This is a genomic window from Streptomyces sp. NPDC006261 (assembly GCF_040613515.1).
In the GTDB taxonomy this organism is placed as follows: Bacteria; Actinomycetota; Actinomycetes; order Streptomycetales; family Streptomycetaceae; genus Streptomyces.
In genome coordinates, this window is record NZ_JBEXSI010000002.1 from 164,433 (window position 1) to 191,308 (window position 26,876).

The 26,876-nt window shown below is 69.0% G+C and carries 17 protein-coding genes and 2 pseudogenes; 14 read left to right on the forward strand and 5 right to left on the reverse strand.

Annotation, left to right across the window (positions count from 1 at the left end):
* Nucleotides 1-224: 224 nt before the first annotated feature.
* On the reverse strand, nucleotides 225-2,885 hold the full coding sequence (locus tag ABZ154_RS01995) for a cellulosome protein (RefSeq protein WP_356828119.1): 2,661 nt from the start codon (nucleotides 2,883-2,885) through the stop codon (nucleotides 225-227).
* 437 nt (nucleotides 2,886-3,322) lie between these two features.
* On the opposite strand from ABZ154_RS01995, the gene ABZ154_RS02000 reads away from it, so the two are divergent.
* The 8 genes and pseudogenes from ABZ154_RS02000 to ABZ154_RS02035 all read left to right on the forward strand — a co-directional run bounded on the left by ABZ154_RS02000 (nucleotide 3,323) and on the right by ABZ154_RS02035 (nucleotide 12,465).
* Complete coding sequence (locus tag ABZ154_RS02000) at nucleotides 3,323-4,372, forward strand: LacI family DNA-binding transcriptional regulator (RefSeq protein ID WP_356828121.1); 1,050 nt, start codon at nucleotides 3,323-3,325, stop codon at nucleotides 4,370-4,372.
* A gap of 147 nt (nucleotides 4,373-4,519) precedes the next feature.
* A complete protein-coding gene (locus tag ABZ154_RS02005) occupies nucleotides 4,520-5,755 on the forward strand; it encodes a sugar ABC transporter substrate-binding protein (protein ID WP_356828123.1) in 1,236 nt (411 codons plus the stop codon).
* Nucleotides 5,756-5,800: 45 nt separating this feature from the next.
* A complete protein-coding gene (locus ABZ154_RS02010) occupies nucleotides 5,801-6,778 on the forward strand; it encodes a sugar ABC transporter permease (protein ID WP_356828125.1) in 978 nt (325 codons plus the stop codon).
* Nucleotides 6,775-7,620: a carbohydrate ABC transporter permease gene (locus tag ABZ154_RS02015; protein WP_356828127.1), complete on the forward strand. Its 846-nt coding sequence runs from the start codon at nucleotides 6,775-6,777 to the stop codon at nucleotides 7,618-7,620. The genes ABZ154_RS02010 and ABZ154_RS02015 overlap by 4 nt, the downstream gene beginning before the upstream one ends.
* 94 nt (nucleotides 7,621-7,714) lie before the next feature.
* The gene (locus tag ABZ154_RS02020) at nucleotides 7,715-9,469 is read left to right on the forward strand and encodes a trehalase family glycosidase (protein ID WP_356828129.1); all 1,755 of its coding nucleotides are present in this window, start codon (nucleotides 7,715-7,717) and stop codon (nucleotides 9,467-9,469) included.
* Between the two features lie 508 nt (nucleotides 9,470-9,977).
* The gene (locus ABZ154_RS02025; protein WP_345983346.1) at nucleotides 9,978-10,172 is read left to right on the forward strand and encodes a CopG family transcriptional regulator; all 195 of its coding nucleotides are present in this window, start codon (nucleotides 9,978-9,980) and stop codon (nucleotides 10,170-10,172) included.
* Nucleotides 10,169-10,417 (forward strand): annotated as a pseudogene (locus ABZ154_RS02030) (Fic family protein); the annotation flags it as partial. The gene ABZ154_RS02025 and the pseudogene ABZ154_RS02030, both read left to right, overlap by 4 nt.
* 737 nt (nucleotides 10,418-11,154) lie before the next feature.
* A complete protein-coding gene (locus ABZ154_RS02035; RefSeq protein WP_356828131.1) occupies nucleotides 11,155-12,465 on the forward strand; it encodes a cellulase family glycosylhydrolase in 1,311 nt (436 codons plus the stop codon).
* Nucleotides 12,466-13,036: 571 nt separating this feature from the next.
* Here the strand turns inward: ABZ154_RS02035 and ABZ154_RS02040 are convergent.
* Together ABZ154_RS02040 and ABZ154_RS02045 are read right to left on the reverse strand one after the other, a co-directional pair.
* On the reverse strand, nucleotides 13,037-15,319 hold the full coding sequence (locus ABZ154_RS02040; protein WP_356828133.1) for a catalase: 2,283 nt from the start codon (nucleotides 15,317-15,319) through the stop codon (nucleotides 13,037-13,039).
* A 608-nt stretch (nucleotides 15,320-15,927) separates the two neighbouring features.
* On the reverse strand, nucleotides 15,928-16,809 hold the full coding sequence (locus ABZ154_RS02045) for a Rieske (2Fe-2S) protein (protein WP_356828135.1): 882 nt from the start codon (nucleotides 16,807-16,809) through the stop codon (nucleotides 15,928-15,930).
* A gap of 253 nt (nucleotides 16,810-17,062) precedes the next feature.
* Here ABZ154_RS02045 and ABZ154_RS02050 point away from each other — a divergent pair.
* Nucleotides 17,063-17,183: pseudogene (locus ABZ154_RS02050) on the forward strand (YfcE family phosphodiesterase); the annotation flags it as partial.
* Nucleotides 17,184-17,336: 153 nt separating this feature from the next.
* Here the strand turns inward: ABZ154_RS02050 and ABZ154_RS02055 are convergent.
* Nucleotides 17,337-17,882: a DUF1360 domain-containing protein gene (locus ABZ154_RS02055; protein WP_356828137.1), complete on the reverse strand. Its 546-nt coding sequence runs from the start codon at nucleotides 17,880-17,882 to the stop codon at nucleotides 17,337-17,339.
* Between the two features lie 796 nt (nucleotides 17,883-18,678).
* On the reverse strand, nucleotides 18,679-19,710 hold the full coding sequence (locus ABZ154_RS02060) for a LacI family DNA-binding transcriptional regulator (RefSeq protein ID WP_356828139.1): 1,032 nt from the start codon (nucleotides 19,708-19,710) through the stop codon (nucleotides 18,679-18,681).
* 140 nt (nucleotides 19,711-19,850) lie between these two features.
* Between ABZ154_RS02060 and ABZ154_RS02065 the strand changes: the two genes are divergently transcribed.
* From ABZ154_RS02065 to ABZ154_RS02085, 5 genes are all read left to right on the forward strand, one after another.
* Entirely contained in the window at nucleotides 19,851-21,152 is a 1,302-nt protein-coding gene (locus ABZ154_RS02065) for an extracellular solute-binding protein (RefSeq protein WP_356828141.1), read from the forward strand.
* Between the two features lie 32 nt (nucleotides 21,153-21,184).
* Nucleotides 21,185-22,120 (forward strand): sugar ABC transporter permease, encoded by a 936-nt coding sequence (locus ABZ154_RS02070; protein WP_356828143.1) that lies wholly within the window; start codon nucleotides 21,185-21,187, stop codon nucleotides 22,118-22,120.
* Nucleotides 22,117-22,938 (forward strand): carbohydrate ABC transporter permease, encoded by an 822-nt coding sequence (locus tag ABZ154_RS02075; RefSeq protein WP_356828145.1) that lies wholly within the window; start codon nucleotides 22,117-22,119, stop codon nucleotides 22,936-22,938. The genes ABZ154_RS02070 and ABZ154_RS02075 overlap by 4 nt, the downstream gene beginning before the upstream one ends.
* Before the next feature lie 233 nt (nucleotides 22,939-23,171).
* Complete coding sequence (locus ABZ154_RS02080) at nucleotides 23,172-25,520, forward strand: glycoside hydrolase family 3 N-terminal domain-containing protein (protein ID WP_356828183.1); 2,349 nt, start codon at nucleotides 23,172-23,174, stop codon at nucleotides 25,518-25,520.
* A gap of 202 nt (nucleotides 25,521-25,722) precedes the next feature.
* Nucleotides 25,723-26,844, forward strand: a complete 1,122-nt coding sequence (locus tag ABZ154_RS02085; protein WP_356828146.1) for an acetate/propionate family kinase — start codon at nucleotides 25,723-25,725, stop codon at nucleotides 26,842-26,844.
* The last annotated feature ends 32 nt before the right edge of the window (nucleotides 26,845-26,876 follow it).

Sequence of the window (26,876 nt, forward strand, 5' to 3'; positions counted from 1 at the left end):
CGGGTGGTCCTCTGCGAGGGCTGGCAGGGAGGAGCATGGCAGCAGCTTCCGCGCGGAGATGACCGCCCCGTGCTCAGCCGTAGTAGGCCGTGCGCATCAACTCCCGCATTCGTGCAGCATCGGAATGGGAGGCTGTCACCAGCCCTGCGGCGAGTCGACACGGCCGACGCCGAGACGGGGCGCCATGGAGTCGGCAGCCCCGCCTCAACGGTTGTGGGATGGAACTACGGGGATGACAGTGGCGTGACGGCGACCTGGTCGATCACCGGTGCGTACGGGGATCGCTGGTCGTGCTGGTTGTAGGTGTCCCCGTCGAAGTCGGGCAGTTCGTCAGCGGTGAACGACAGCCGGTTAGTGCCCTGCCTGAGTGTGACCGGGACGGACAGTTCCCAGAAGTTGTTGAAGTGGAAGGTGGTCGGGAACAGCACGCGGCGGCTCGCCGCACCGTTGACGGACAGGTCCGCGTGGCGGGCGACAGGGTCGGGGTTGTAGTGAGTGGCGGGTGCCTGTTCGGCGTTGGAGTAGCGGATGGTCAACGCGTGCCGACCGGCCCTGGCGGCCGTCACGTCGAGGGTGAGCGCGTTGGCCTTTCCCTTACCGATGTCGGTGACGGCTTGGCGGCCGGCGGCAAAGGTGCGAGCGGTGGTCACCTTGGCCGCGCCGGTCACGGAACCGTTCTCGGCCTGGTAGACGCCGGGCTTCAGCGTGCCATGCGACTTCGTGACCCGCAGCCGGTCGAGGACCGGCGCACCCGACGTACCGGTCAGGGTGATCTTGTTGATGCCGCCGGACAGGAAGAGTTTGACCGTGTTCGTACCCTTCCCCGTGCCTCCGACGGCAGGCGTGTTCGCCTTTTCGCCGTTGACGGCCAGGCTCGCCAGTCCGCCGCCCAGGTGGTCGACGGAGACAGTGGCCTCGCCGTCGGCGGGGGAGTGGACCCAGAACGTCGTGGAGGCGCCGTTGCCCAGCGGTACCGTGCCCGGTCCGGAGACGCCTGCGTGGGTGTAGACGGGCTGGGTCCCGTTGACCGTGGCGTACTCGGCCTCGTACACGGCCGGCCGTACGACCGCGTCGCGCAGGCTGAGGTCCAGCTTGTCGATGATGGCGTCACCCTTGGTGGCACCGAGCTCGGGGTCCTGAGCGGCGAGCGTGATCCGGTGCCGGCCGGCGGTCAGCCGCACCGTGGTGTCGGTGTGGCCCCACACCACCCACTTGTAACCCAGTGGCAGCCGAAGCTCTTGCGGGTCCTTGCCGTCGACGCGCAGGAAGACGTTGGTCGGGCCCTGCTCCTGCACCAGGCCGTACTGGTTGTAGGAGTTGGCGAAGACGTTCAGGTCGTACGTGCCGTCCTGGGGGACATCGACGTCGAAGGCGAGGACCCCGTTGGAGCCGGTGCGCAGACCGCCCACGTTGTACGTCCCGGAGGTGGCGAACTTACCGACGTCCTGGGGCGTTCCCTCCGGGCCGTTCCTGGAGTAGCCGCTGCCGGTGTACGTGGCGTTCTCCGCCTCGTACATCTTGCGCCAGCTCACCGAGGGCACGGCCGGTGCGCCGGCTGCGGCGCCGGGGGAGAGGATGACCTGGTAGGCCGACATCTCGTTCATGTCCCGCATCGGCAGGGTCACCGAGCCGTCCGCGCCGACCTCGGCCTTCCGGTCCGCCAGCCGCAAGGGCTGCGCCGAGTCGCCGACCTGCCCGGTCCATGGGATCTCCTGCACGGTGGCGTGCACGGTCGTTCCGAACAGCTTGGGGTCGACGTTGCGGAAGACGACGTCCGCGTCCCCGCTCTTGCCGCCGAAGATCGCCCGTGACTGCCGCTTGCCCGTGTCGAGGGTCGCCACGCCCTGGAGTGTGTACTGCGCGTTCGGATGCGGGGCGGTCACCTTCACCGTGCGGCCGGACATCTGGCCGTACGCGTTGAACAGCCACCACTGGCCGTTGCCCTTGTTGGCCTCGACGGCGGAGTCGTTGAGGTTGCCGTCTATGTTCCAGTACGCCAGATCGGCGTCGATCTTCGACTCCTCGATGGCGGAGACCCACTGGACGACCTGGCCGGGAACCGAGAGATGGTAGTTGTGACCGTACTCGTTGACGTTGATCGGCAGCGGGCCGATCCCCGTCTCCTTCTCCCAGGTCCGGTACTTGGCCACACTCGTGCGGACGGCGGCGGGCGACGACAGCTCGTGCCACGTCATCACGTCCGGAACCACGTTGTTTGCCTTGGCGTAGGCGAGGAATCCCTTGACCTGGTCGAAGAGTTGCGAGGTGTTGGGGCCCGCGATGCGCGCGTCGGGGTGGAGGCCCTTGATCAGGTGATAGACCTCCTTCCACGCGGCGAAGAACTGCTCCGGCCGGTTCAGCCAGTTGACGTTGTCGTAGCTCCAGGGCCCCGTGCCGAACATGTTCCCCTCGGGCTCGTTGAACGGCACGTACACGACGTGGTTCTGGTAGGCGCCCATGGTCTTGACCTGGCGGACCTGTTTGGTGATCTTCTCCTTAAAGTCCGCGAGCCGGGCGGGACCGTTGGCGCCCGGCCACTGGTAGGGGAAGCCGCGGTAGATGTCGGTCATGTAGATGTAGAGGTCCTTGCCGCGCGCGTCCACGAACGGCGGCAGTATCTCCAACGCGTCCGCTCCCGGATGCTGCGGTCCGTCCTGCGCCTTCGTGGAAACCGTCCGCAGATGCATGCCCTCGATGAGGTTGCGGCTCGGCACGCCGTCGCCGTAAATCCCGTACAGGGATCCGGCGGCACCGCCGTGGAAGGCACCGGTGTCGGTGGCGAGGTCGATGACGAGTCGTTCCGGCAGCGCGGTCTGTGCCGTTGCGGATGTGGGGCCGGCGATCAGGGCGGCCAGGACCGCCGTTGCCGCGACACTCGCTGCCATCGCTTTTGTTCTTCGCACTGAGCGCCTCCAGGGGTCTGTGCGTCGAGGTGGGGGAGAAGCGAACCGGTTCGAACCTCCACTGCTGCGAGAGCGGCACGAAAAGGGGATACTTCGAGGGGTGCTTCGGGGTGCCCGCCGCCGTGGGCAATGGCCTGATGCTGGGGCCCGGATCGAACCGGTTCGAGAGAAGCTAGCACCGGCAAATCGACCGGGCAATACGCGTGCTCCAGGGAGTTGACCGTCGGTCACAGTTGCTGTTCGAGGGCTCGTCGAGGTCATCCTGTACGAAGTGTTGACAGTCGGCTGAGTGCTCCCTACCTTCCTACCAAGCGAACCGGTTCGACGATCCGGACGTCTTTCTTTTCCCTCTCCAGCTCTCATGGGCGGGTGGCGCTGTCGCACCGCGTGCAGCGCGCCGGTTCACCAAAGGAGTCGCCGTGAACATCGGTGAAATCGCCAAGCGGGCCGGTGTCTCACGAAGCACCGTGTCTTACGCGCTCAGCGGCAAGCGCTCCGTGTCCGACGCCACGCGTCGGAAGATCCAGCGGGTCATCGACGAGCTCGGGTACCAGCCCAATGCCAGCGCCCGGGCGCTCGCCAACGGGCGGACCAGCACGATCGGCCTCGTCTTTCCACCGGCGGGAAACCACTACACCGGGATGCAGCTGGACTTCATCGGCAGCGTGGTGGAGGCCGCAGCGACGCACGACTACGACGTCCTGCTGTCACCGAGCGGTGTGGACAGCGACCGCTCGTTCCAACGTCTGCTGGGGGAGCGGCGGGTGGACGGCGCCATCCTCATGGAGATCAGGCTGGAGGACGACCGGGTCGATCACCTGACCGCGCTGGACTTCCCCTGTGTCGCCATCGGCCGCACCGCCCGCCCGGAGGGCGGCTGGTGGGTCGGGCTGGACCACACCGCGCTGGCCGCGGCGTGCGTGCGCCATCTCGCGGACCTCGGCCACCACACGATCGCCTTCGTCAACCGGCCCGAGAACCTGCTGCGCGCCGGGTACGAGTCCGCCCGCCGCGGGCTGGAAGGGTTCACCAAGGCCGCCGCCGAGCGCGGGCTGAAGGTGCGGACGTACTGCTGCGGCGACGACGCCGCATCGGGCCAGGCGTGCCTGGAACAGATCCTGCACGACGAGCCGGAGACGACCGCCCTGGTCACGTTGAACGAGGCGGCTCTCGGCGGTATCTACCGGGGGCTCGCTCAAGCGGATCGGCACGTGCCACGCGACTTCTCGGTGACTGGAGTAGTGGCCGGTCGATGGGCCGAGACGGTGACCCCCCAGCTCACCGCGGCGGACGTGCCGGCGGAGGAGATGGGCCGGCGTGCTGTCGAACTCCTCATGGAACGCCTCGATCAGCCGGACGCCCCGCCCCGCCACCACCTCCTCGTGCCGCCGATCTCCCTGCGGGCCAGTACCGGGCCCGCAGGCATGACCCTGAGGGCCGAGGACCAGGCCCCCGCGCCCCGGTTCTGACACCGCCCCGCCACCCTCGCCCACGCTTCGCCCCACGGTGCTCCGTCCCGCTGCCCGTGGCTGCTCCGCATGCCCTCGTACCTCCTAAGTCGCCTCCGAGCGCACCCGTGCCATGAGCTCATCAGTGCCAAGAACTAAGGAACCGTCATGCGCAGATTCTCCGGCCGCCGCCTTACCGCGGCGGTGGCTCTGTCGACCCTGGTCACCGTGACCGGCACCGCCTGCTCCGCCGATTCGGGCGGTGCGACCGCCGACGACGGCACGTACACCGTCTGGGACCCCTACCCGCAGTTCGACAAGAAGTCCGTCTGGGCGAAGCTGCTGGACGAATGCGGTACCAATGCCGGTGTGACGGTCAAGCGGACGGTCTTCGACACGAGCGACCTCTCCAACAAGGCACTGCTGGCGGCACAGCAGGACAACTCGGCGGACGTCCTCATCGTCGACAACCCCGTGGTGTCGACCCTCGCCGAGGCAGGCGTGCTGACCACGACCGACGAGAACCAGCTCGACACCTCCGCGGTGGACGGCAACCTACTGGCGGCCGGTCAGTCGGGCGGCAAGACGTACGGCACACCGATCGGCGCCAACACCCTGGCCCTGTACTACAACAAGGACGTGCTGAAGAAGGCCGGCGTGGAGGTCTCCTCCGTCAAGGACTGGGAGTCGTTGACGGCAGCCCTGGAGAAGGTCAAGCAGGCCGGGAAGAAGGGCATCACCTTCTCGGCCATCGGCACGGAGGAGGGCAGCTTCCAGTTCCTGCCGTGGTTCTGGGGAGCGGGCGCGAAGCTGACCGCCCTGGACTCCCCCGAGGCGACCGCCGCGCTGTCCTTGTGGCAGGGATGGCTGAAGAAGGGGTACGCGCCCAACTCCGTCATCAACAACACCCAGACCACCAGTTGGCAGGAGTTCGCGAGCGGCGACTACGCCTTCGCCGAGAACGGCACCTGGCAGCTCGCCAACGCGGAGAAGGCAGGCTTCGACTACGGCGTCCTCCCCCTTCCCGCCGCCCGGGGAGGCAACGCGGCCGCGCCCACCGGCGGGGAGTTCGTCACTGTGCCGGTCCAGGGAGACCCCGGTCGCTACGCCGTCGCCAAGAAGCTGGTGTCCTGCCTGACCAGCACCGAGAACCTCAACACCACCGCCACCACCCTGTCGTACGTGGCGCCGACCGGCGAGGTGCAGGGCAAGCAGGCGGCGGCGAACCCCGCTCTGAAGCCCTGGATCGAATCCGTCAAGGCAGCCAAGGGGCGCACGAGCGACGACCTGGGCACCGCGTACCCGCAGATCTCCGAACAGTTGTGGAAGGCGGTCCAGTCCGCACTCAGCGGGGCGCAGTCGCCGAAGGACGCGCTGGGCGAGGCTCAGTCCGCGGTCAAGTAATCCGGAATCCCGGTGCGTCCAGCAGTCCAGAAACCCGGTGCGCAGATGACTCACACGACACAGCTGCCGGACCGCCGGCCCGCACGTGTCCGGAACGGGGCGGCCGGTACCGCCCCACTCTCCTCACGAGCGCGACGCCGTCCGTCCTCCCCGCGATGGGCCGCCTGGGGCTTCCTCGCCCCGGTGACGCTCTACCTCGTCCTCTTCTACGCCTATCCGCTCTACCGCAACATCGATCTGAGCCTGCGCCACTACACGGTCCGCTCCTTCGTCCAGGGAGACGCGCCGTTCACGGGCCTGGCGAACTACCTGACCGTCTTCGAGGACCCGACCTTCGCGCCGGCCCTCCTGCACACCGCGCTGTTCACCGCCGTGTGCCTGGTCTTCCAGTACGCCATCGGACTGGCCCTCGCGGTCTTCTTCAACCAGCACTTCCGGTTGTCGGCGACCCTGCGCGCCCTGTTCCTGGTGCCGTGGCTGCTGCCGCTCATCGTTTCGGCGTCGACCTGGTCGTGGATGCTCAACAGCGACTCCGGCATCGTGAACGCGGCCCTGCATACCGTCGGCATCGGCCCGGTGAGCTGGCTGACCTCACCGTCGTGGTCATTGGTCTCGGTGATCATCGCCAACGTCTGGATCGGCGTCCCGTTCAACCTGGTCGTCCTCCACAGCGGCCTGCAGTCGATTCCCAACTCGCTGTACGAGGCGGCCGCCCTCGACGGTGCGAACGCCTGGCAGCGCTTCTGGCGCATCACCTTCCCCCTGCTGCGACCGGTCTCCGCGATCACGCTGCTCCTCGGGCTGGTCTACACGCTCAAGGTCTTCGACATCATCTGGATCATGACCAGGGGCGGCCCGGCGGACTCGTCCACCACCCTCGCCACCTGGTCCTACCAACTCGGCTTCGGCAACGCGCTGCCCGCCTTCGGACCCGGTGCGGCCGTCGGCAACCTCCTCGTCGTCACCGCCCTGGTGTTCGGCCTGATCTACCTGAAGGCCCAGCGAAAGCAGCACGCCCCATGACCGCCACGCTCACCCCCCGACCGCGTCGCAGCCGAAGCCACTGGTGGAAGACGGCCCTGGGCACCGCACTCACCGCGGTCATGCTCTTCCCCGTCTACTGGATGCTCAACGTCTCCTTCACCCGCGACCAGGCCATGCGCAAGAGCCCGCCGGACCTGTTCCCCGTGCGGGGCACGCTGGACGGCTACCGCAGGGTCATCGAGGAGCAACTGCCCTACCTCGCCACCAGCCTCGTCATCGGCCTGGCGACCGTGGCGCTCACCGTGGCCCTCGCCGCGCCCGCAGGTTACGCCCTGGCCAAGCTGCGTCCCCGCGGCGGCGGCATCCTGTCCTTCGTGCTGCTGGCCGCCCAGATGATCCCCGGCATCATCATGGCGATGGGCTTCTACGCCGTCTATCTCAGCCTCGGGATGCTCCAGTCCGTCCCTGGCCTGATCATCGCGGACTCCACCCTGGCCGTGCCGTTCGCCGTGCTCATCTTCACCGCCTTCATGTCCGGCCTCCCCCGCGAACTGATCCAGGCGGCCACCATGGACGGAGCCGGCGCCCTGCGCACCTTCTGGTCCATCGTCCTGCCGATGAGCCGCAACGCGGTGGTCACGGTGTCCCTGTTCACGTTCCTGTGGTCCTGGTCGGACTTCATCTTCGCCAGCACCCTGGTCAGCGGCGGTACCCACGAGCCCATCACCCTCGGCATCTACCACTACATCGGCAACAACAATCAGGAGTGGAACGCCATCATGGCCACCGCCGTCGTCGCCTCGGTACCGGCCGCCGTCATCCTCGTCCTGGCCCAGCGCTACGTGGCCGCGGGCGTCACCGCGGGCGCGGTCAAGGACTGAAATCCCGAAGCAACACCGCCTTCCGCTCCCCGAGGGAACCACCGTCCCCGTGCGGGAAGGCCCCCGCCCCCTGTTCGAGAAACGAGTCCCCTTCATGACCGCCGCCCGACCCGGCCCGGCTTTCTCCGTCCACGACATCCCGTTCAGCACCTATGGCTCCTGGTTCGGCATCTCGCCCGTGGTGGCGGAGAACACGCGAGCCGACGACCTCCACCTCGTCTCCCACCAGACCGGTATGCACGCCGTCCTGAGCCTGACGCCTACGGACGCGACGGGCGGGCGCGCCTCGACCCGGATCGAGGCGGCCCCCGACCGGCTCAGCTGGATCGGTCACGCAGGGCGCGTCGACCTCGCCTACGAGTCGCCCGACACCGTACGGCTACGCGGCAGCGGCCTGAGCCTGCGCGTCCTCGCGGCGGCGCGGGACCTGACCCCGTTCAGCGGCACGTACTTCTACCGGGAGCCGCATGCCGACGCGTACGTCTTCACCTCCTACGAGACCGGCCGACGCTACCGGATCACCCTCCTGTCGGCGGCCGTGGCCCGGACTGCCGGGCCGCAGACCCTCGGCAGCGCCGACCGCGGCGTCACGATCGGCGCCGCCGACGGCGGGGACTGGGAGATCGCAGTCGAGGAGTACGAGACCGCCCGCCGCCCCTACGTCTCCCCGGGGACCTTCGACCAGGTCGTGGACGCCGCCCGCGCCGCGTTCACGACCTTCTGCGACGCCGTCGCGCCGTGGCGCTCGGCCGACACCCCGGCTGCCGAACTCGCGGCCTATGTGCTGTGGTCCGCGACCGTCCGGCCGAAGGGCTTCGTGACCAGGACCGCGGTCCTCATGTCCAAGCACTGGATGGACAAGGTGTGGAGCTGGGACCACTGCTTCAATGCCCTTGCCCTCGCTCCGGGAGCGCCGGAACTCGCTTGGGAGCAGTTCGCGCTGCCCTTCGACCACCAGGACGAGAGCGGGGCCCTGCCTGACTCCGTCACCCACTCCGAAGTACTGCACAACTTCGTCAAACCCCCCATCCACGGATGGGCCTTCGGCCACCTGCGCCGCCGCCTCGCCGAAGGGGCCGAGCCGGCCCGGCTCGCCGACGCGTACGACAAACTCTCCCGCTGGACGGAGTTCTGGCTCACCGCACGCCGCACCCCGGGGGCGGCCCTGCCCCACTATGAGCACGGCAACGACAGCGGATGGGACAACGCCACCACCTTCGATCCCGAGCGCGTCGTCGTCACCGCCGATCTCGCCGCGTTCCTCGTCCTCCAACTGCGCGCACTGGCGGACCTGGCGCAGAAGCTGGACCGCCACGACGACGCCTGCCGATGGACCCGGGAAGCCGACCGTACGCAGGCGGCGATGTTCGACGAGCTGTGGGTCGACGGCCGGTTCGTCGCCCGCTCGGCCGACGGCGGCACCACGTGGGACAGCTCCAGCCTCCTGGACCTGATGCCGATCGTCCTGGGGGAGCACCTGCCCGAGGACATCAGCACCGCACTGGCCCACCGACTGGAGGGACACCTGACCGAGCACGGCCTGGCGACCGAGCACCCAGCATCCCCGTGCTACCTCTCCGACGGCTACTGGCGCGGACCGATCTGGGCCCCCTCCACCGTGCTCATCGAGGACGGACTGCGCCGCGCAGGGCACGTCCGCCTCGCCGACGACATCGGCGCCCGCTTCCGCGCGCTGTGCGAGACCTCCGGCTTCGCGGAGAACTTCGACGCTCTCACCGGCAGCGGCCTGCGCGACCGCGCCTACACCTGGACCGCCAGCAGCTACCTTCTTCTCGCCGAAGCGTACGAACTGAGCAGGACCGAGCCGGCCAGGACCGCTGAGGTATGAGACGGCCCGCTCTGTTTCCCGGGCGAGCGCGTTGTCGGAGCATGTTCTCCCCTGATCGGGGGGCTCGGCCATGACGCTCGTTTGACGCTCCGGGCGACCGCACGCTGGGCGATGGGCCGGAGAGACCGACTCTGACCTGGTATTTTCCGTGCACTCTTCGGACTGACATCTTTCCGATGACTTCGCATGTGGAGTGTGTTGCGATCCTCGAACCTGCGGGCAAGGGCTCCTGACCTGCGCTTTGCTCGACCTGTTTCCCTCCGTGCAGCGGTTCGAGCGGACAGATCGATCTCTGAAAGGTCTCTGACCTGCGAATTCGTGAGCGAGGCGCTTGCAACGGCGATGCCTTCAAGTGGCTCTCGCGGGATTCTTGACGCTCGGATGACGCTCGCGATGGAAGTCTTTGGGCCTCCGCGGTAGCGATGCGCACGGCTGCTTGGTCCCACGCTCCGCGGAGCCGAGCGTGGCCCGACCGTGCCACTTGATACCAGTCTGGTATCATCCCTGTATGGCGATGACACTTCGACTCCCCGAGGACCTTGACGCGAAGCTCACCGAGCGGGCCCGTCGGGAGGGCCGCAGTAAGCAGGAACTTGCCATCGAGGCCATCCGTAACGCCCAGGAGCGGGCCGAGCTGAAGGTCGATGACGTCCTCGCCGAGCTGATGGACAGCGATGCGGAGATCCTGGACTACCTGAAGTGACGGACCTGCGCTACATCCAGATCGACGAGATTCTGGCCATCGCCCGTACGGTCAACGGCACCGAGCACAGCGTGCGTGACATGGGTCTCCTGGTGTCGGCGATCGAGCGGCCCCGGACGAACGTGTTCGGGGCCGAGCTGTATCCCACGCTGCACGAGAAGGCTGCGGCACTGCTGCACTCCGTCGCCCGCAACCACGCGCTGATCGACGGCAACAAGCGCACCGCCTGGCTCGCCATGCGTGTTTGTGGAGGCGCGAAATCATGCCCGAGGGAGCGACGCGTTCATGCCGTGTGCCGACGGCATCCGCCGGCACACGGCACAGGACGGCCTTCGTGGCTCAAGCGCACCCTGTTGTGGAGCCGGCGAGGTGTTGGGGGCGGGTCAGGCAGATGTGGGACCTCGACCCCGAATCCTGGACACGCGTTATGCGGATCGTGCCAGCGTAGTTGGTGTGCGGTAGAAGGTGTTCTCGAAGGCGCTGGGACGCGTGCGGCCACCGCGTGATCATCGGGGGTTGCGTTCGCCCCCGAGGTGGGAGTGTCGGCGTCGGGTGTTGTAGCGGTTGAGCCATCGGAACGCGATCCTTGTTTCCGTTGATGGGTGACATCTTTCGGTTCATAGCGGCGCTGGTCAGGAGGTTTAGCGGTTTAGTTCTGCGAGGCGTTTTGTGCGTGGTGGACGGATCGCGAACCCGCTATTGACAGGGATGTAACGCCCGGTGCCTCATGGTGTGGCGACGACTCGTTCGAGCCACATCTGGCCGAAGTCGCGGCTGGATGACGTCAGTTGCCCGGCGCTAGCCCCACCATCACGACTCCGGCGAAGCCTGCCCTCGGTGCCACCCGCGCCGCAGTGCACCCGGCGCTCACCAAGCGCGCCCAAAAGTCGACAGACATCGTTGTCAGATGCGTTCTGCCCGTCCCTACGGGTGGTCCCGCTCCACCTGTCCACGCACCCGCATGCGAACCCGAGGAGAAAAGATGCGAAAGCCGAGAAGTACCCTGATGGCGACGGCGGGCATGGCGTTCGCCGCCGCTCTGGGCCTGCTGGGATCGGTCGTCGGTCCCTCCGTCGGTGAGGCCCAGGCCGCGCCCACCGGCATCCGTGTCAGCGACGGACGCGTGGTCGAGGCGAACGGCAACGAGTTCGTCATGCGCGGGATCAATCACGCCTACACCTGGTATCCCGAGCAGACGACCGCCATAGCCGACATAGCGGCCAAGGGTGCCAACACCGTCCGCGTCGTCCTCGGAAGCGGCGACCGGTGGACGAAGACGAGTGCCTCCCAGGTCTCCGGTCTCATCGGCCAGTGCAAAGCCAACAAGGTCATCTGTGTGCTGGAGGTGCACGACACCACCGGATACGGCGAGGACGGCGCCGCCACCACCCTGGACAAGGCCGCCGACTACTGGATCAGCGTGAAGAGCGCGCTGGAGGGGCAGGAGGACTACGTCGTCGTCAACATCGGCAACGAGCCGTACGGCAACACGAACGCTTCTGCCTGGACCGGAGCCACCAAGAGCGCGATCAGTAAGCTGCGGAGCGCCGGACTCGACCACGCCCTGATGGTGGACGCCCCCAACTGGGGCCAGGACTGGTCCGGAACGATGAGGGCCAACGCTGCCTCGGTATTCGCGTCCGACCCTGACCGCAACACCATCTTCTCGATCCACATGTACGGCGTGTACGACACCGTCGCCGAGGTGCAGGACTACCTCAACCACTTCGTCAACAACAGACTGCCCATCGTCGTGGGCGAGTTCGGCGACGCACACAGCGACGGCAATCCGGACGAGGACGCCATCATGGCAACCGCCCAGTCCCTGGGCGTGGGCTACATCGGCTGGTCCTGGAGCGGCAACGGCAGCGGCGTCGAGTACCTGGACATGGCCAACGGATTCGACGCGAACTCCCTGACGAGCTGGGGCAACCGCTTCATCAACGGAACCAACGGCATCGCCGCCACCTCCGAGACCGCCTCCATCTACGGCGGCGCAGGCGAGCCGGGTGGCGGGGGCGGTCCGGGCAGTGGCACCGCGCCCAACGGATACCCGTACTGTGCCGGCGGAAGTTCGTCCGACCCCGACGGTGACGGCTGGGGCTGGGAGAGCAGCCGGTCCTGCGTCGTCCCGGGCGGCAGCGCCGACGGCGGGGGCGGTCCGGGCAGTGGCACCGCGCCCAACGGATACCCGTACTGTGCCGGCGGAAGTTCGTCCGACCCCGACGGTGACGGCTGGGGCTGGGAGAGCAGCCGGTCCTGCGTCGTGGCCGGCAGCGGCGCGGACAGCTGACTGTGGCCGTGCGTGGGGGTTCGAAGCTTCGTCAGCCGGCCGGCAGACTGGTAAACGGCCTCCTCGCGCACGCATCCGGCCGTCGACCGTCGACCGTCGACCGTCGGCCGTCGGCCGTCGGCCCGGCGGACTCGGCCGCCCGTGTGAGGGTTCTGCAAGCAGGGCGCGGTGGCAGCCCGTTCTCAGATACCGGGCTGCCACTCTCCACGAGCAGCCGACTGATCGGGGCCGGTGTGGCCGGCCACGGATATCCGGCAACTCGATGGAGAAGCTGGCCGCGGAGCCCACCAACGTCGATTGCCGTACGGCCTGCAACGCGGTGAAGGCCGGCTGGTAGCAGGACGTCGGGCGAGCGGTTCCGCGGGGTCGGCCCGGTCTCCTGGGGCAGGCTCCGACGCGGGGCGCGGGACGGCTGGTCGCCGGCAAGGGTGCCCGCCCGCCCGGCCGCCGCGGATGACGACGCTTCGTCCGGCGGAGGATGGCGGCGAAGTCATTATCCGCCGCCACCCACCGCGGCCGCTGCGAAGCGAGGAATCACGGTCCTCTGCGGCATGCCTGGCTGCTGCCGGAATCAGACCTGCGGGGTGAACCGCTCCCATACGCGGTGGGCGCCGAGGAGTTCGGTGATGCTCCGCAGTACAGCGGCACCGCTGTCAGCGGTGACCACACCCGGCGCGTCGGCGGGTACGCCGGCCGGTGCGAGGATGCTGTCCCCGCCGGCCCAGGCGCCGATGGCCTTGCCGTGGCGGAACGCCTCGTTCACCAGGAGCAGGGCACGGGGATCGGTGACGGCCTCCCCGGCGGTGCCGGTGTTGTCGGCCTTGGCGTCCCTGGCGCCCGCCGCGTCGCCGCCGGGGCCAGGGGTCCCGGCGAGCAGGATGGCGTCGAACTCGACGGACCTGGCGGTGGCGAAGGTGCGCTGGACGGTGACGGGGTCGCCGTCCGCGTCGAGCTTGCCGCCGGCCGGGGCGATGACCAGGGGCACCATCCCGGCGTCGAGCACCGCTTGCCGGACGGCGCGTACCCCGTCCAGATCGGCGGCCGCGTCGGCGACGATGCCGATGATCCGTCCGTCGAGCGGCCACACCTCTCCCAGCTGGGACAGTGCTGGGCTCGGCTGCGGGTCGGTGAGCTGCGTGTCCGGGGCAGGGGTGGGCAGCCCGAGCCCTGCGGCGACCTCTTCGCAGAGCCGGGTGTCGATGCGGGCGAGCACCTTCAGCGCGCGTTCCTTGATGGCCTGCTCGTAGCATTTGCCGAGTTCGAAGGTGTAGGCCGCGACGATGTGCTCGCGCTCGACCGGAGTCATGCTCAGCCAGAACTGGCGCGGCTGACTGAAGTGATCGTCGAACGAGGCGGGGTTCTCCCGCACCTTGCGGCTCGCGGCCACCGCAGCCGGCACCTCGACGAACGCGCCGGTGTCCTCACCCGCGAGGAACGGGCAGCCGCCGTCCAGGGAGTTGGGCCGGTACGGTGCGACGCCGCGGTGTACTGCGGTCTGGTGCATGCCGTCGCGCAGCATGTCGTTGACCGGAGCGTGCGTGCGGTTGATCGGGAGCTGGTTGAAATTGGGGCCGCCGAGCCGGGTGAGCTGGGTGTCGAGGTAGGAGAAGAGGCGGCCCTGGAGCAGCGGGTCGTTGGTGACGTCGATGCCGGGAACCAGGTTGCCCAGGTGGAAGGCCACCTGTTCCGTTTCGGCGAAGTAGTTCGACGGATTGGCGTTGAGGGTCATCAGGCCGATCGGCTGGACGGGAGCCAGCTCCTCGGGGACGATCTTCGTCGCGTCGAGCAGGTCGATGCCCTCGAACGTCTGGTCCTCGGTGTCCGGGAAGGTCTGCACGCCCAGCTCCCACTGGGGGAACGCACCCGCCTCGATCGCATCGGCCAGGTCCCTGCGGTGGAAGTCCGGGTCCACCCCCGCAGCGATCTGCGCCTCCTCCCACACCAGGGAGTGCACGCCGAGCTTGGGCTTCCAGTGGAATTTCACCAGCGTGGTGGCGCCTGCGGCGTCCACGAGGCGGAAGGTGTGGACGCCGAAGCCCTCCATCATCCGGTAGGAGCGCGGGATGCCCCGGTCGGACATGTTCCACAGCGTGTGGTGGGTCGCCTCCGTGTGGAGGGTGACGAAGTCCCAGAACGTGTCGTGGGCGCTCTGCGCCTGCGGGATCTCCCGGTCGGGGTGCGGCTTCCCGGCGTGGATGATGTCGGGGAACTTGATCGCGTCCTGGATGAAGAAGACCGGGATGTTGTTGCCGACGAGGTCGAAGACGCCCTCCTCGGTGTAGAACTTCGTCGCGAAGCCGCGGGTGTCGCGCACCGTGTCGGCCGAGCCCCGCGAACCCAGGACGGTGGAGAAGCGGACGAACACCGGAGTCTCGACGTCCTTCGCGAGGAACGCCGCCTTCGACAGCTTTGCCGCCGTGCCGTAGCCGCGAAACACGCCGTGGGCCGCTGCTCCACGCGCGTGCACGACCCGCTCCGGGATGCGCTCGTGGTCGAAGTGGGTGATCTTCTCCCGCAGGTGATGGTCCTGCAGCAGCACCGGCCCGCGCGGGCCGGCCTTCAGCGAGTGGTCGGTGTCGTACAGTCGAGCGCCCTGCGCGGTGGTGAGGTAGGCGCCGCTCTGCGCCATCCGGGCCTGCTCGGCGCCGGTGGGCTGCCCGGTGGGGCTGACGGTCTCCGGGCCGTGCTGGTCCGCCTTGGGCGGAAGCGGCTCAGCAGGCGCGGTCGGCTCCGCGACCGGCGGGGAGACCGGTCCGGGTTTGCCCGGGATACCGTCCTGCGGACCGCTGCCCTCACCGCGCAGCGTGTTCGCGATCTTTTCCGCCGCAGCCTTGACGGGATTCTGCTCGTTCACCCTTTACTCCTCTGTGCGTTGCGTTCATTGGTAAAAGGAAGGGGAGTCCTCGGAGTTGTCCCTGATGAGAGCAAGTGGCCGGCACTTTCGCCGTGTGCTGTTGCCAAGGGCGTTTACTGCCGAGGGCCGGTGCTCCACGTCTTCCGGTGCCCGTCCGTGCCACTTGGCGGGGTGCTCAGTCTTTGCGAGCGCGGATGACCACCAGTTGTTCCCGGGTGACCTCTTGCGGGATCAGGCCCCGCCCCCGCGGCCAGGGGAGTCGTTCGGTCATCACGGGGCCGAAAGGAAGGGATATGCGGTCGCTCACGGAGGCCGACAGTCCAGCCTTCGTCAGCCGTCGCAGGGTTTCCTCGGGTCCGCTGAGCGTGGAGTTGACGGCACCCAGCCGCGCCGCATCGACCGCCAGGACACCACTGCCGGTGCACACGTCGAGGACGTCCTTGCCCGGGCCGACCCTTCCCGCCGCATGACCGCACCAAGAAGGAAACTGTGGGCCTGGGGGGCGTAGACACCTGGCAGACGCCAGATCCCGCCTGACCCAGAAGGTTCGCGATCGGCACCCACCCTGCGGGGCCCCGCTGTCGCTCGATGCCACACGCGACACCGGTCTACCGCCCGTCTTCCGTGGCAGTGGCGGTCCTGGAGGCATCAGCCTCGCCGAGACGCCTGAGGCGGGCCTCCAAGAGGGAGCCGTTGATGCGGGTCTCGAAGGCCGGCTGGGCTGCGGTGGCCGGACCGGTCGTGTTCCAGCCGTCCGAAAGGCGGAAGGTGCTGCCGTGCCACGGACAGCGGATACAGCCGTCGATCAGATCGCCCTCCGAGAGCGGGCCGCCCATGTGGCTGCACCGCTCGGCCAGCACGTGAATCGCCCCGGTCGGCTCGTGTACGACGACGACCGGCTCATCGCCCACGTGATGGCGCACCGGTGCGCCGACGGGGAAGTCGGCCACGTCCCCGATCGCGTGCCAGCCGGAGCCGGCCAGGTCCTCGAACTGCTCGGCATGATTGGCGCCCGACGCCTGCCGGAAGGCCATGTGGCCGCCGATGGCGCCGCCGATGCTCACCGCGGCGAGTCCGGCCAGCCCCCACAGCCGGCCGCGGGCGAACCGGCCGCGGGTGCGGGCGGCGAAGGAGACCGCATAGAGAGCCACACCTGCCGCGTTGGACGCGGCGTGCACCAGCCCGACGCGCATCTGCGGACGCCGCAGCTCCGCCCAGTCCGTCCAGCCGGCCGCCGCCGCGGGAAGCGCGGCCGCCAGCCCGACCCCCACCAGTGCTCGGGCCGCCCGCTGCTGGCCCGGAACCAAGTCCAGGACCGCGGCGGACATCCAGCTGCCCAGGGGCAGCTGCACCATCAAGGGATGCACGGGATGCCCCAGCCACCGGCCGTGCAGAACATCCCGCCCCCGGCCCAGGGGCAGCGCCCTCACCGCACTTCGCACCGCGTCGACCAGCGGGTCCGCCCGCTCGGAATGCTCGACGCGGTCCATCGCAGCCAGGACGCGCCCCGGCCCCGCATCGGACGGCCGGACCGTACGGAGAGCACACGCCAGCCTGTCCCGTGTCCCAGAGGTATCCATGCACCCCCGTTTAACCCACCAGAGCCCCTGGGAAACCGGCCGGGATCAACCTCACCGGACGTGAAACAGCCCGGCACACGGCCGCAGAACAGGCACAGCGCGGGCAGGACTCTTCGGGCGTACCGACAAGCTCTCACCCGGATCGCGCAGACACCGCGTCCGGCTGGGGGGCCTGCGGTTCGGTGTCGTCCACGAGACGGGGGCGGCCCTCCGGCGGGCAGCACGGTGCGCCACCCTGGCACCGGGACCGGGACGTCCTGGTCCTCGGCCGCAGCCACATCCCTGGGGCACCGGGCACCCGACGTACCGGCAGCGGGCCTTGCAGACCGGCATCGTCTTTGTCCGGTCTCGCCTGGAACCGCCGCCACCAGGGGCATGTTGCCTAGCCCGCCTGGCCGGAACAGGTGTGCCGCCAATGCGGACACGAACGGTCCGACTCAGCCGCTGTTCTTCTGCAGTAGGCAGTCGTACCCCAACTGCATGGTGTCAGCCACCGCCAAGGCGGTGATGCCTCCTGTGACGGTACGTGTGGCACGGGGCCACAGCAGATGAGCGCCGGTGAAGGTAGTCGTCAGCCAGACGCTGACGCAGAACGGACAGGTGGCGAGCTCACCCACGGTTGACCTGACGAGGCCCCCGCGAGGACTTTCCTGCACTTCGGCGGGTCCTGCCGACCCCTCGTACCGCGTGAACGGCGCCCGGAGCGGGCTGGTGACGGAACCCTTGCTGAGCAGTCGACCGAGTCGGAACACTGCGGCTGCTGTCACCAGAAGATCCAGCGGTTGGTGGCGGTCCGGTAGTGCAGCCCGCCGCACGCCTACGACGACGCCCCAGGCGGCGGTGTACGCGCCGAAAGCGGCCAGGGCACCAAGATGCCCGGCGAGCGGATGCTCGCCCGGCGGCGAGTAGGCCTTGTTCACTCGCCGAAAGGCTTCCCCCATCCTCGACAGGAGAGTGCCCTTCTTGCCTACGTCCTGATCCATGACGGAAACCTCCGGTATGCGCGGGTTGCGAGATCGGTCCTGGCTTCGTACAAGGGGCGGCCTCACGGTCGAGGGGCGACGTCGTCCCCCTCTCCGGGGCGCCCAGTCATGCCTCGGCGTGGCTGAACCAACGACCAGTTGTCAACGTTCCAGTCGTCCCAGAGCAGGAAAAGCCTCCACGCCGCGGACGCCCCCACCGCGCGCGCGACGCCGAACCGCCGACGATTCTCCCGTCCAGGCCGACGCTGAGGCATCGCCGCACGCGTGTAAGGGAGGAGTGCCCGTTCTGGGCTGCTGTAGACCCTCGCCCGACGATCGCGCTGCCGCATGGTCCAACGTGCGATCTTCATTCGGGGGCGAACTGACAAGGGATGCGGCGGCCCTCGGCTCTGGCGTCGCACTGATGGACCACACTGGACCACACCGGATAGGCCGTCCGCAGGGCTATGGGTACGGGCTGCTGAGCCGCGTCACGACGGTCCGCCGCGCTGGGCGGACCGGGCCGCGCGGACAGCGGAGACCGAGAACAGGCGAGGGCATACGTGATGATCGACGAGGCCCTGGTCCGCGAGCTGCTGGACACGGCGGACGACAACTCCGCCCTCATCCTGCTGGAGGGACGCTTCGGACAGAGTTGGAGGGACATCGGGCCCTCAGCGACCGCCTCATCGGGGGGCGGTCGCACCTTCGGTGCCACTGGTGTCAGACGAGACGCGACTGCTGCCGCAGCGGGCTGCTTGCCTGGTGCAGGCTCCTGAGCGCCTGTCCGTAGGAGGCGTGTTGCCCCAAAGGGTGCTCAGTTCTCGGGCGGCGGCGCCGTGCTCTTGCGTACGACCAGGCTCGTGGCCAGTTCCAGCCGCGTGGACACCGGTTCCTGGGCCCGCAGCCGCATCAGCATCTGCGCGGCCTCCTCCGCCATCTGGCGCAGCGGCTGGTGGACCGTGGTCAGTGCCGGGCTGGCCCAGCGGGCGATGGACACGTCGTCGTAGCCGACCACCGAGAGATCGTGGGGGACGCGCAGGCCGTGCACCCGGGCGGCCTCCAGTACGCCGAGTGCCTGGAGGTCGCTGCCCGCGAAGATCGCGGTGGGCCGCTGGGGGCGGGACAGCATCTCGGTGGCGCGGTCGTATCCGCCCTCCACGTGGAAGTCGCCGAACAGGATGAGCCCGGGGTCCACCTCCAGCCCTGCCATGGTCATCGCGGACCGGTAGCCGTCGAGCCTGGCGCGGGAGCAGAGCATGTCCTCGGGGCCGGTGATGACCCCGATGCGCCGGTGCCCGCACTCGATGAGATGGCGGGTGGCGGCCAGTCCGCCATTCCAGTTGGCCGAGCCGACCGAGGGCACGTCCGGGTCGGGGTCGCCTGCCGGGTCGATGATGACGAACGGGATCGAACGTGCTCTGAGCTGCTGTTTCACTTCGCTGGGCAAGGTGGAGAAGACCAGGACGACACCGAGCGGCCGACGCTGGAGCATCGCCTCCATCCAGTCCGGGCCGGGCGAGTGGCGGGTTCCGCTTTCGGTGAGGACGACCCCCGCGCCGTGGGCCTTGGCGACGTTCTCCACTCCCCGGATCAGCTCCATCGCCCAGATGCTCTCCAGCTCGTGGAACACGATCTCGATGAGCGGCGCCTCGCTGGCCGACCGTGTGGTGCGCCGGTACGCATGGGCTTCCAGCAGGCGCTCCACCTTGAGCCTCGTGGGGGTCGCCACGTCCTGCCGTCCGTTGAGGACCTTCGAAACTGTCGAAATGGAGACGCCGGCCCGCTCGGCTACCTGAGCCAGGGTGATGCGGCCCACTTTCTCGTCATCGCGCATGGCGAGGAGCATAAAGCACGGGACGACTGCCGCCCAGGCGTAACGCTTTGGTAACGCGTCGACCGAGGGTTGACCCCCTAGGGGAGGGGTTCTAGCGTCCCGACTCAACAAGTTTCGGTAGTCGTACCGAAAAAATTTCGAAGGGTGAGTCGATGAAAGAACGCGCACGGTTCTCTCGGACCGTTGTCGTCGGTGGTGCCGCGCTGGCCCTGGTGCTCTCCCTGTCCGGGTGCGGGGGAGACTCCGATGCGGCCGGCGGCGACACCATCCACGTCCTGGTCTACGGGGACGCGGCGAACAAGGTGGAGAAGGAGCTCGTCGCCACCTTCAACAAGACATCGAAGGTGAAGGCGGTCCTGGACACGATCCCGGGCGCCGACTACCAGGCCAAACTGCAGACGATCATCAACAGCAAGCAGGCGCCGGACGTCTTCTTCAACTGGGGCGGCGGCAGCATCAAGCCGTTCGTGGACGCCGGACTGCTGCTCCCGCTGGACCCCTTCATCGCCGAGGACCCGGACCTCAAGACGAAGTTCCTGCCGTCCGTGTTCAACAGCGCGGTGGTCGACGGCACGTCCTACGGGGTCCCCATGCGCGGAACGCAGCCCGTGCTGCTGTTCAACAACGGCAAGGTCCTCAAGAAGGCGGGCGTCGAACCCCCGAAGACCTGGAACGACCTGCTGGCGGCGGTCAAGGCGCTGAAGGCCGACGGCGTCACCCCGATCGCGCTGGGCGGGGGCGACCGGTGGCCGACCCTGATGTGGTTCGAGTACCTGTACGACCGCATAGCCGGCCCGGAGCTCTTCCAGAAGGCCCTGGAAGGCGACAAGGACGCCTGGGCGAGCCCGGACAGCCGGAAGGCACTCGGCAAGATCAGGGAACTGGTGGATGCCGGGGCCTTCGGCACCAACTACGACTCGGTGAAGTTCACCGATCAGGGCTCCCCCACGCTCCTGGCGACCGGCAGGGCCGGCTTCGAGCTGATGGGCTCGTGGGCGTACTCGACGCAGCAGGACGCGCACCCCGAGTTCGCGAAGAGCGACCTCGGGTACAGCGCCTTCCCCTCCGTCGAAGGCGGCAGGGGCGACCAGGCGAACCTCGTCGGCAACACCAACAACTTCTACTCCGTGCTGAAGAAGACGAAGCACCCGCAGGCCGCCGCCGAGTTCCTGAAGCTCATGTACTCGGACCAGTTCGTCAAGGCGCAGCTCGGCATCGGCAACCTGCCGACCACGACGAACACCGAAGGCTTCCTGGACACCGCCGCCAGCCCCGCGTTCGCGAAGTTCCAGTACGACATGGTCAAGGCGGCCCCGGCGTTCCAGCTCTCCTGGGACCAGGCGTATCCCCAGTCGGCGGCCACCGCGATGTACCAGTCCCTCCAGCAGTTCTTCAACGGCTCGATGGACGAGGACGCCTTCATCGAGGCCATGCAGGCGCTGCCGACCTCGTGAGCGCACGGAAATCCGGACTCGGAACACCTGACATGACCCGAACCGCACCACCCTCCGCGGACGGCGAGACGGTTAACAAGCCCGGCCCGTCCGGCACCGGAGCGGGCCGCCCGGGATTCCTCTGGGCGGCCCCCGCCGCCGTCTTCTTCGGCCTCTTCGCCATCGTCCCGCTCATCATGGTCGCCGTACTCTCCTTCGCCAGCTGGGACGGTCTGAGCGACCCGGAATTCGCCGGCCTCGACAACTGGAAGCAACTCCTCGACGACCCCGTCATGATCAAGAGCCTCTGGCTGAGCGTCCTGCTCACCGTGCTCGGGGTCGTCGTCCAGACCCCGCTGAGCATTCTGCTCGGGGTCTGGGCGGCGGGGCACCAGCGCAACCGGGCCGTCCTGTCCGCCATCTACTTCGTCCCGATGCTGCTGTCCATCGCGGCCGTGTCCGTGCTGTGGCGCGCCGTCCTCGACCCCAACCTCGGTGTCCCCGCGCAGGCCACCTGGCTGTTCGGCGACGGCAATCTGTTCGGGGTGCAGTCCAGTGCGATCGGCGTCCTGGTCTTCGTCAGCACCTGGCAGTTCACCCCACTGCACACGCTGATCTACCAGGGCGCTGCGCGCGCGGTGCCGCCGGTCCTCTACCAGGCGGCGCAGATCGACGGCGCGGGCAGGGTGCGGCAGTTCTTCCACATCACGCTGCCGCAGCTGCGCAACTCGATCATCACCTCGATGATCCTGATGGTGGTGGGCGGCCTCACGACCTTCGACACCGTGCTCATCCTGACCCAGGGCGGACCGGGAAGCGACACCACCATCAGCGCGTACTACATGTACCAGAAGGCGTTCAAGAGCTTCGACTACGGGGCGGCGTCCACCATCGCCCTCCTCCTGGTCCTCGTCTCCACGGTCATCTCGCTGATCGTGGTGCGGCTCTCGGGCTACGACAAGATGCGCAGCACCATGGAGGGACTGTGAGCAAGAGCCGTCCCAACTACCTCGCCGGTTTCGGCTCGCTGGTCTGGCTCCTCGTGGTGGGGCTGCCGCTGTACGTGATGCTCGTCGCCACGTTCCAGTCGCGCCCCGACTACGCGGCGAACGGCCCGCTGGCCTTCCCCGAGCGCTTCACGCTCGACAACTACCTCGACGACCTCAACAGCGGCTTCGCGCAGTACTTCCTCAACACGGTCATCGTCACCGTGTGCGTGGTGGGCATCGTCGTGCTTCTCGTCCCGCCGCTGGCTTACACCATCGTCAGGAGCCGGGGCCGCGCCACCACCACGGTCTTCCGGCTGTTCCTCCTGGGCCTGGCGATCCCCTCGCAGGCGGTCATCGTGCCGATGTTCTTCGTCATCAGCGAGGCCGGTCTCTACGACAACCTCACCGGCGTCATCCTGCCGACGGCAGCCTTCGCCATGCCGGTGTGCGCCCTGATCCTGACGGGGGTGATGCGGGACATCACCCCCGATCTGTACGAGGCGATGACGATGGACGGTGCCTCGTCCCGGCGGGTCTTCTTCCAGCTGGTGCTGCCGCTGTCCAAGAGCGGGGTCTCGACGATCGTCGTCTTCTCCGCCCTCCAGGCGTGGAACGGCTTCCTCTTCCCCCTCGTTCTGACGCAGTCGGCGGAGGCCAAGGTGATCACTTTGGGGCTCTACGACTTCCAGACGGAACACGGAGTGAACACCCCCGGCCTGCTCGCCGCAGTCGTCCTGTCCATGCTGCCCATCCTGATCGTCTACCTGTTCGCACGACGCGCCCTGGTACAGGGGCTGATGGGAGTGGGAGGAAAATGACCGCCAACATCGACGGAGCGACCGCCAACATCGACGGAGCGACCGCCGGCATCGACGGAGCGACCGCCGACATGGACAAAGGGACCGCCGACATCGACAACGCCGGCGTACAGACACCCGCCGAGGCCACCGACTCCCGGGTGCCGGCGCCCGGCGCCCCGGACCACCGCACCGGGCCCTGGCACGATCCCACCCTCGCTCCCGAGGCCAGGGCCGATGCCCTGATCGCCGCCATGACGCTCCAGGAGAAGGTCTCCCAGCTCTTCGGCGTCTGGGTGGGTGCGTCCGACGACGGCGACGAAGTCGCGCCGTTCCAGCACGACATGGAGGAGGCCGTCGCCCTCGACGACCTTCTTCCGTACGGCCTCGGCCAGCTGACCCGCCCGTTCGGAACGGCCCCGGTCGACCCGGCCGTGGGGGCGCTCTCGCTCTCGCGCACCCAGGAGCGCATCGCCGGGGCGAACCGATTCGGCATACCGGCGCTCGCCCACGAGGAATGCCTCGCGGGCTTCGCCACCTGGGGTGCGACCGCCTACCCGGTGCCGCTGTCCTGGGGCGCCACGTTCCATCCGGAACTGGTCCGGGAGATGGCCGCCGCGATCGGCCGCGACATGCGCTCCGTCGGCGTGCACCAGGGGCTCGCCCCCGTCCTCGACGTCGTACGCGACGCACGCTGGGGCCGCGTCGAGGAGACCATCGGCGAGGACCCGTACCTGGTGGGAACGGTCGCCACCGCCTATGTGCGGGGACTGGAGTCGGCCGGGGTCGTCGCCACGCTCAAGCACTTCGCCGGGTACTCCGCCTCACGGGCGGGCCGCAACCTCGCCCCCGTCGGCATGGGCGCGCGGGAGCGGGCCGACGTCATCCTGCCCCCGTTCGAGATGGCAGTACGCGAAAGCGGCGTACGGTCCGTCATGCACGCCTACACCGACACCGACGGAATCCCCTCCGCGGCCGACGGGCCGCTGCTGACCGGTCTGCTCCGCGACACCTGGGGCTTCGAGGGGACGGTGGTCGCGGACTACTTCGGCATCGCGTTCCTGAAGACGCTGCACGGCGTGGCGGGGACCTTCGGGGAGGCGGCCGGCGCCGCACTCGGTGCGGGCGTGGACGTGGAACTGCCGACCGTCAAGACCTTCGGCGGCCCCCTGACGGACGCGATCGCCGAGGGCCTCGTACCCGAGGCGTTGGTGGACCGTGCGGTACGCCGAGTGCTCGTCCAGAAAGCCCAGTTGGGGCTGCTGGACGCGGACTGGGGGCCGGTGCCGCCGGTCCTCGCCGGAGCCGCGGGTGAGGACGGCTCCGCAGGCGGTTCCACGGACGCCTCCACGGGCGGGAACTCGCAGGCGCTGCGCGGGACCCTCCGTCTCGACACCGACGAGAACCGCGCGCTCGCCCGCCGCGTCGCCGAACAGGCCGTCGTGCTCCTGCGCAACGACGGCACCCTGCCCATGACGGCGGACGCGGCCGCCGGAGCCCCGGCCCGTATCGCACTCATCGGGCCCAACGCCGACACCCCGACGGCCGTCCTCGGCTGCTACGCCTTTCCCGTCCACGTCGGGGGCCAGCACCCCGACAGTCCGCTCGGCATCGAACTGCCCACCCTGCGCGAAGCGTGCGCGGCGGAGTTCCCCGACAGCGAGATCCTCACCGCGCGGGGTGCGGACATCGACGGCCCGGACACCGGCGGGTTCGGCGAGGCCGTCGAACTGGCCCGCAGCGCCGACCTCGTGATCGTCGCACTCGGCGACCGGGCCGGTCTCTTCGGGCGCGGTACGAGCGGGGAGGGCTGCGACGCGGAGAACCTGGCACTCCCCGGCGTCCAGCAGCAACTGCTCGACGCCCTCCTCGACGCGGGCACCCCCGTCGTCGTCGTCCTGCTCGCCGGACGCCCCTACGCCCTCGGGCGTGCGGTCGATGAGGCGGCCGCGGTCGTGCAGTCGTTCTTCCCCGGCGAGGAAGGGACGAAGGCCATCGCCTCGGTGCTCGGCGGTCGCACCGAACCGTCCGGCCGGCTGCCCGTCAGTGTGCCGCGACACCCGGGATCCCAGCCCTCCACCTACCTGGCGGCACGGCTGGGCCACTCCAGCGAGGTGTCCAGTGTCGATCCGACCCCGGCGTTCGGGTTCGGGCACGGACTGACGTACACCGCCTTCGAGTGGAGTGACCTCGTCGTGGAGCACGGACGGGCGTCCACGGAGGGGGAGTTCACGCTCTCCTGCACCGTCCGCAACACCGGTGCGCGGGCGGGGACCGAAGTGGTCCAGGTATATCTGCACGACCCGGTCGCCTCGGTGGTCCAGCCGGTGCAGCGCCTCATCGGATACGTACGCCTCGACCTGGACCCCGGACGGGCGGCAAGGGTACGGGCGACGGTCCCGGCGGACCTCGCGTCCTTCACGGGCCGCGACGGCCACCGGATCGTCGAGCCGGGCGATCTCGAACTGCGCCTGAGCGCGTCGAGCACCGACACGCGCCTCACGGCCCGCGTCACGCTGACCGGGCCGGTACGGACGGTCGACCACACCCGTCGGCTGCACATGGGCGTCGCGACGGACCTCCTCACGGACGCGCCGCCGTAGCCCGGCGCACATGGACCGGAAGGACCTTCGCGGGTGCAACGCCCCTTCGCGCAGGTCCTTCCGTCCCTGGCCGGGGAAGCGGCCGCTCGCGCATCTCGTCGTTTCCCGCCGGGCCGGACGGGTACTCGGTGCGCGGCATGCCGGCGCCCTCTCCAGGGCTGTGGCCTCTCTCGCGGCTTCCGGGCCGGAGGAAGGGATCAACGTGTGCGCACAGAGCGACAGCCCGGTCCTGGTGGCCGACGGGGGATCGTCGAGCCTGCGGCTGACCGTCTTCGGTGACGGCGGCGAGGTCCTCGCCGAACACCGCAGCGACTCTCCGCCCGGCGAGGGCGCCCCGGGCGCGCTGCGGCAGGTGCTGGCCGAGGCGCCCGCGCCGGTGGCCGTCGGCCATCGCCTCGTCCACGGCGGACCGGAACTGCGCAGCCACACCCTGGTCGACGACGACGTGCGCGCCCGCCTGGACCAGGTGGTCGATCTCGCGCCGTTGCACGTCCCGCCCGCCCTCACGGTTCTGGACGCCGCCCGCGAGCTGCTGCCCGACGTCCCGCACATCGCCTGTTTCGACACCGTCTTCCACGCCGACCTGCCCGCCGCCGCACGGGAGTACGCGGTGCCCGCCGCGTGGCGCGAGGAGTACGGGCTACGCCGCTACGGCTTCCACGGCCTGTCCTACGCCTGGGCGGCGAAACGGGCTGCCGAACTCCTCGGCCGCAGCTTCGGACAGCTCCATCTGGTGATAGCGCACCTCGGTGGCGGCTGCTCCGCCTGCGCGGTGCGGGAGGGGCACAGCGTCGACACGACGATGGGATTCACGCCGCTGGAGGGGCTGGTGATGGCCCACCGCAGCGGCAGCATCGATCCCGGCGCTGTCACCTGGCTGCAGACCCGGCACGGTCTGTCCGCCGACGACATCGAGGACGCGCTGAACCACGAGTCCGGACTGCTGGCCCTCTCCGGAACCTCGGACGACACCCGCGACCTCGTCCGCAGCCGGGCGGCCGGGGACGGGCGTGCCGCACTCGCCCTGGACGTCTTCGCCCATCATTGCCGTCGTGGCATCGCGGGGATGGCCGCCTCCCTCGACCGGCTCGACGCCCTGGTCTTCACCGGGGAGATCGGCGAGGACCAGCCCGAGGTGCGCGAGGAGGTGTGCGCCGGCCTGGCCACGCTCGGCCTCACGGGGGGCCTGCGGGCGCTCGTAGCCGAACGTCCGGAAATCGTCAGTGAGCCAGGGGCGCTGGTCCCGGTCATCGTGGTACCCACCGGGGAGGCTCAGCAGGTCGACCGTGAATGCCGGGCCCTCCTGGCCCTTCCGGCCGGGTGAGCACCATCGCGGACGAAGCGGTGACGGCCCTT

Excerpts from the sequence above, each read along its gene's own strand:
- ABZ154_RS02045 (WP_356828135.1), bottom strand. The coding sequence starts at position 16,809 with ATGGACCGCGTCGAGCATTCCGAGCGGGCGGACCCGCTGGTCGACGCG.
- ABZ154_RS01995 (WP_356828119.1), bottom strand. The coding sequence starts at position 2,885 with ATGGCAGCGAGTGTCGCGGCAACGGCGGTCCTGGCCGCCCTGATCGCC.
- ABZ154_RS02065 (WP_356828141.1), top strand. The coding sequence starts at position 19,851 with ATGAAAGAACGCGCACGGTTCTCTCGGACCGTTGTCGTCGGTGGTGCC.
- ABZ154_RS02080 (WP_356828183.1), top strand. The coding sequence starts at position 23,172 with ATGACGCTCCAGGAGAAGGTCTCCCAGCTCTTCGGCGTCTGGGTGGGT.
- ABZ154_RS02005 (WP_356828123.1), top strand. The coding sequence starts at position 4,520 with ATGCGCAGATTCTCCGGCCGCCGCCTTACCGCGGCGGTGGCTCTGTCG.
- ABZ154_RS02060 (WP_356828139.1), bottom strand. The coding sequence starts at position 19,710 with ATGCTCCTCGCCATGCGCGATGACGAGAAAGTGGGCCGCATCACCCTG.
- ABZ154_RS02015 (WP_356828127.1), top strand. The coding sequence starts at position 6,775 with ATGACCGCCACGCTCACCCCCCGACCGCGTCGCAGCCGAAGCCACTGG.
- ABZ154_RS02025 (WP_345983346.1), top strand. The coding sequence starts at position 9,978 with ATGGCGATGACACTTCGACTCCCCGAGGACCTTGACGCGAAGCTCACC.
- ABZ154_RS02035 (WP_356828131.1), top strand. The coding sequence starts at position 11,155 with ATGCGAAAGCCGAGAAGTACCCTGATGGCGACGGCGGGCATGGCGTTC.
- ABZ154_RS02010 (WP_356828125.1), top strand. The coding sequence starts at position 5,801 with ATGACTCACACGACACAGCTGCCGGACCGCCGGCCCGCACGTGTCCGG.
- ABZ154_RS02070 (WP_356828143.1), top strand. The coding sequence starts at position 21,185 with ATGACCCGAACCGCACCACCCTCCGCGGACGGCGAGACGGTTAACAAG.
- ABZ154_RS02055 (WP_356828137.1), bottom strand. The coding sequence starts at position 17,882 with ATGGATCAGGACGTAGGCAAGAAGGGCACTCTCCTGTCGAGGATGGGG.
- ABZ154_RS02020 (WP_356828129.1), top strand. The coding sequence starts at position 7,715 with ATGACCGCCGCCCGACCCGGCCCGGCTTTCTCCGTCCACGACATCCCG.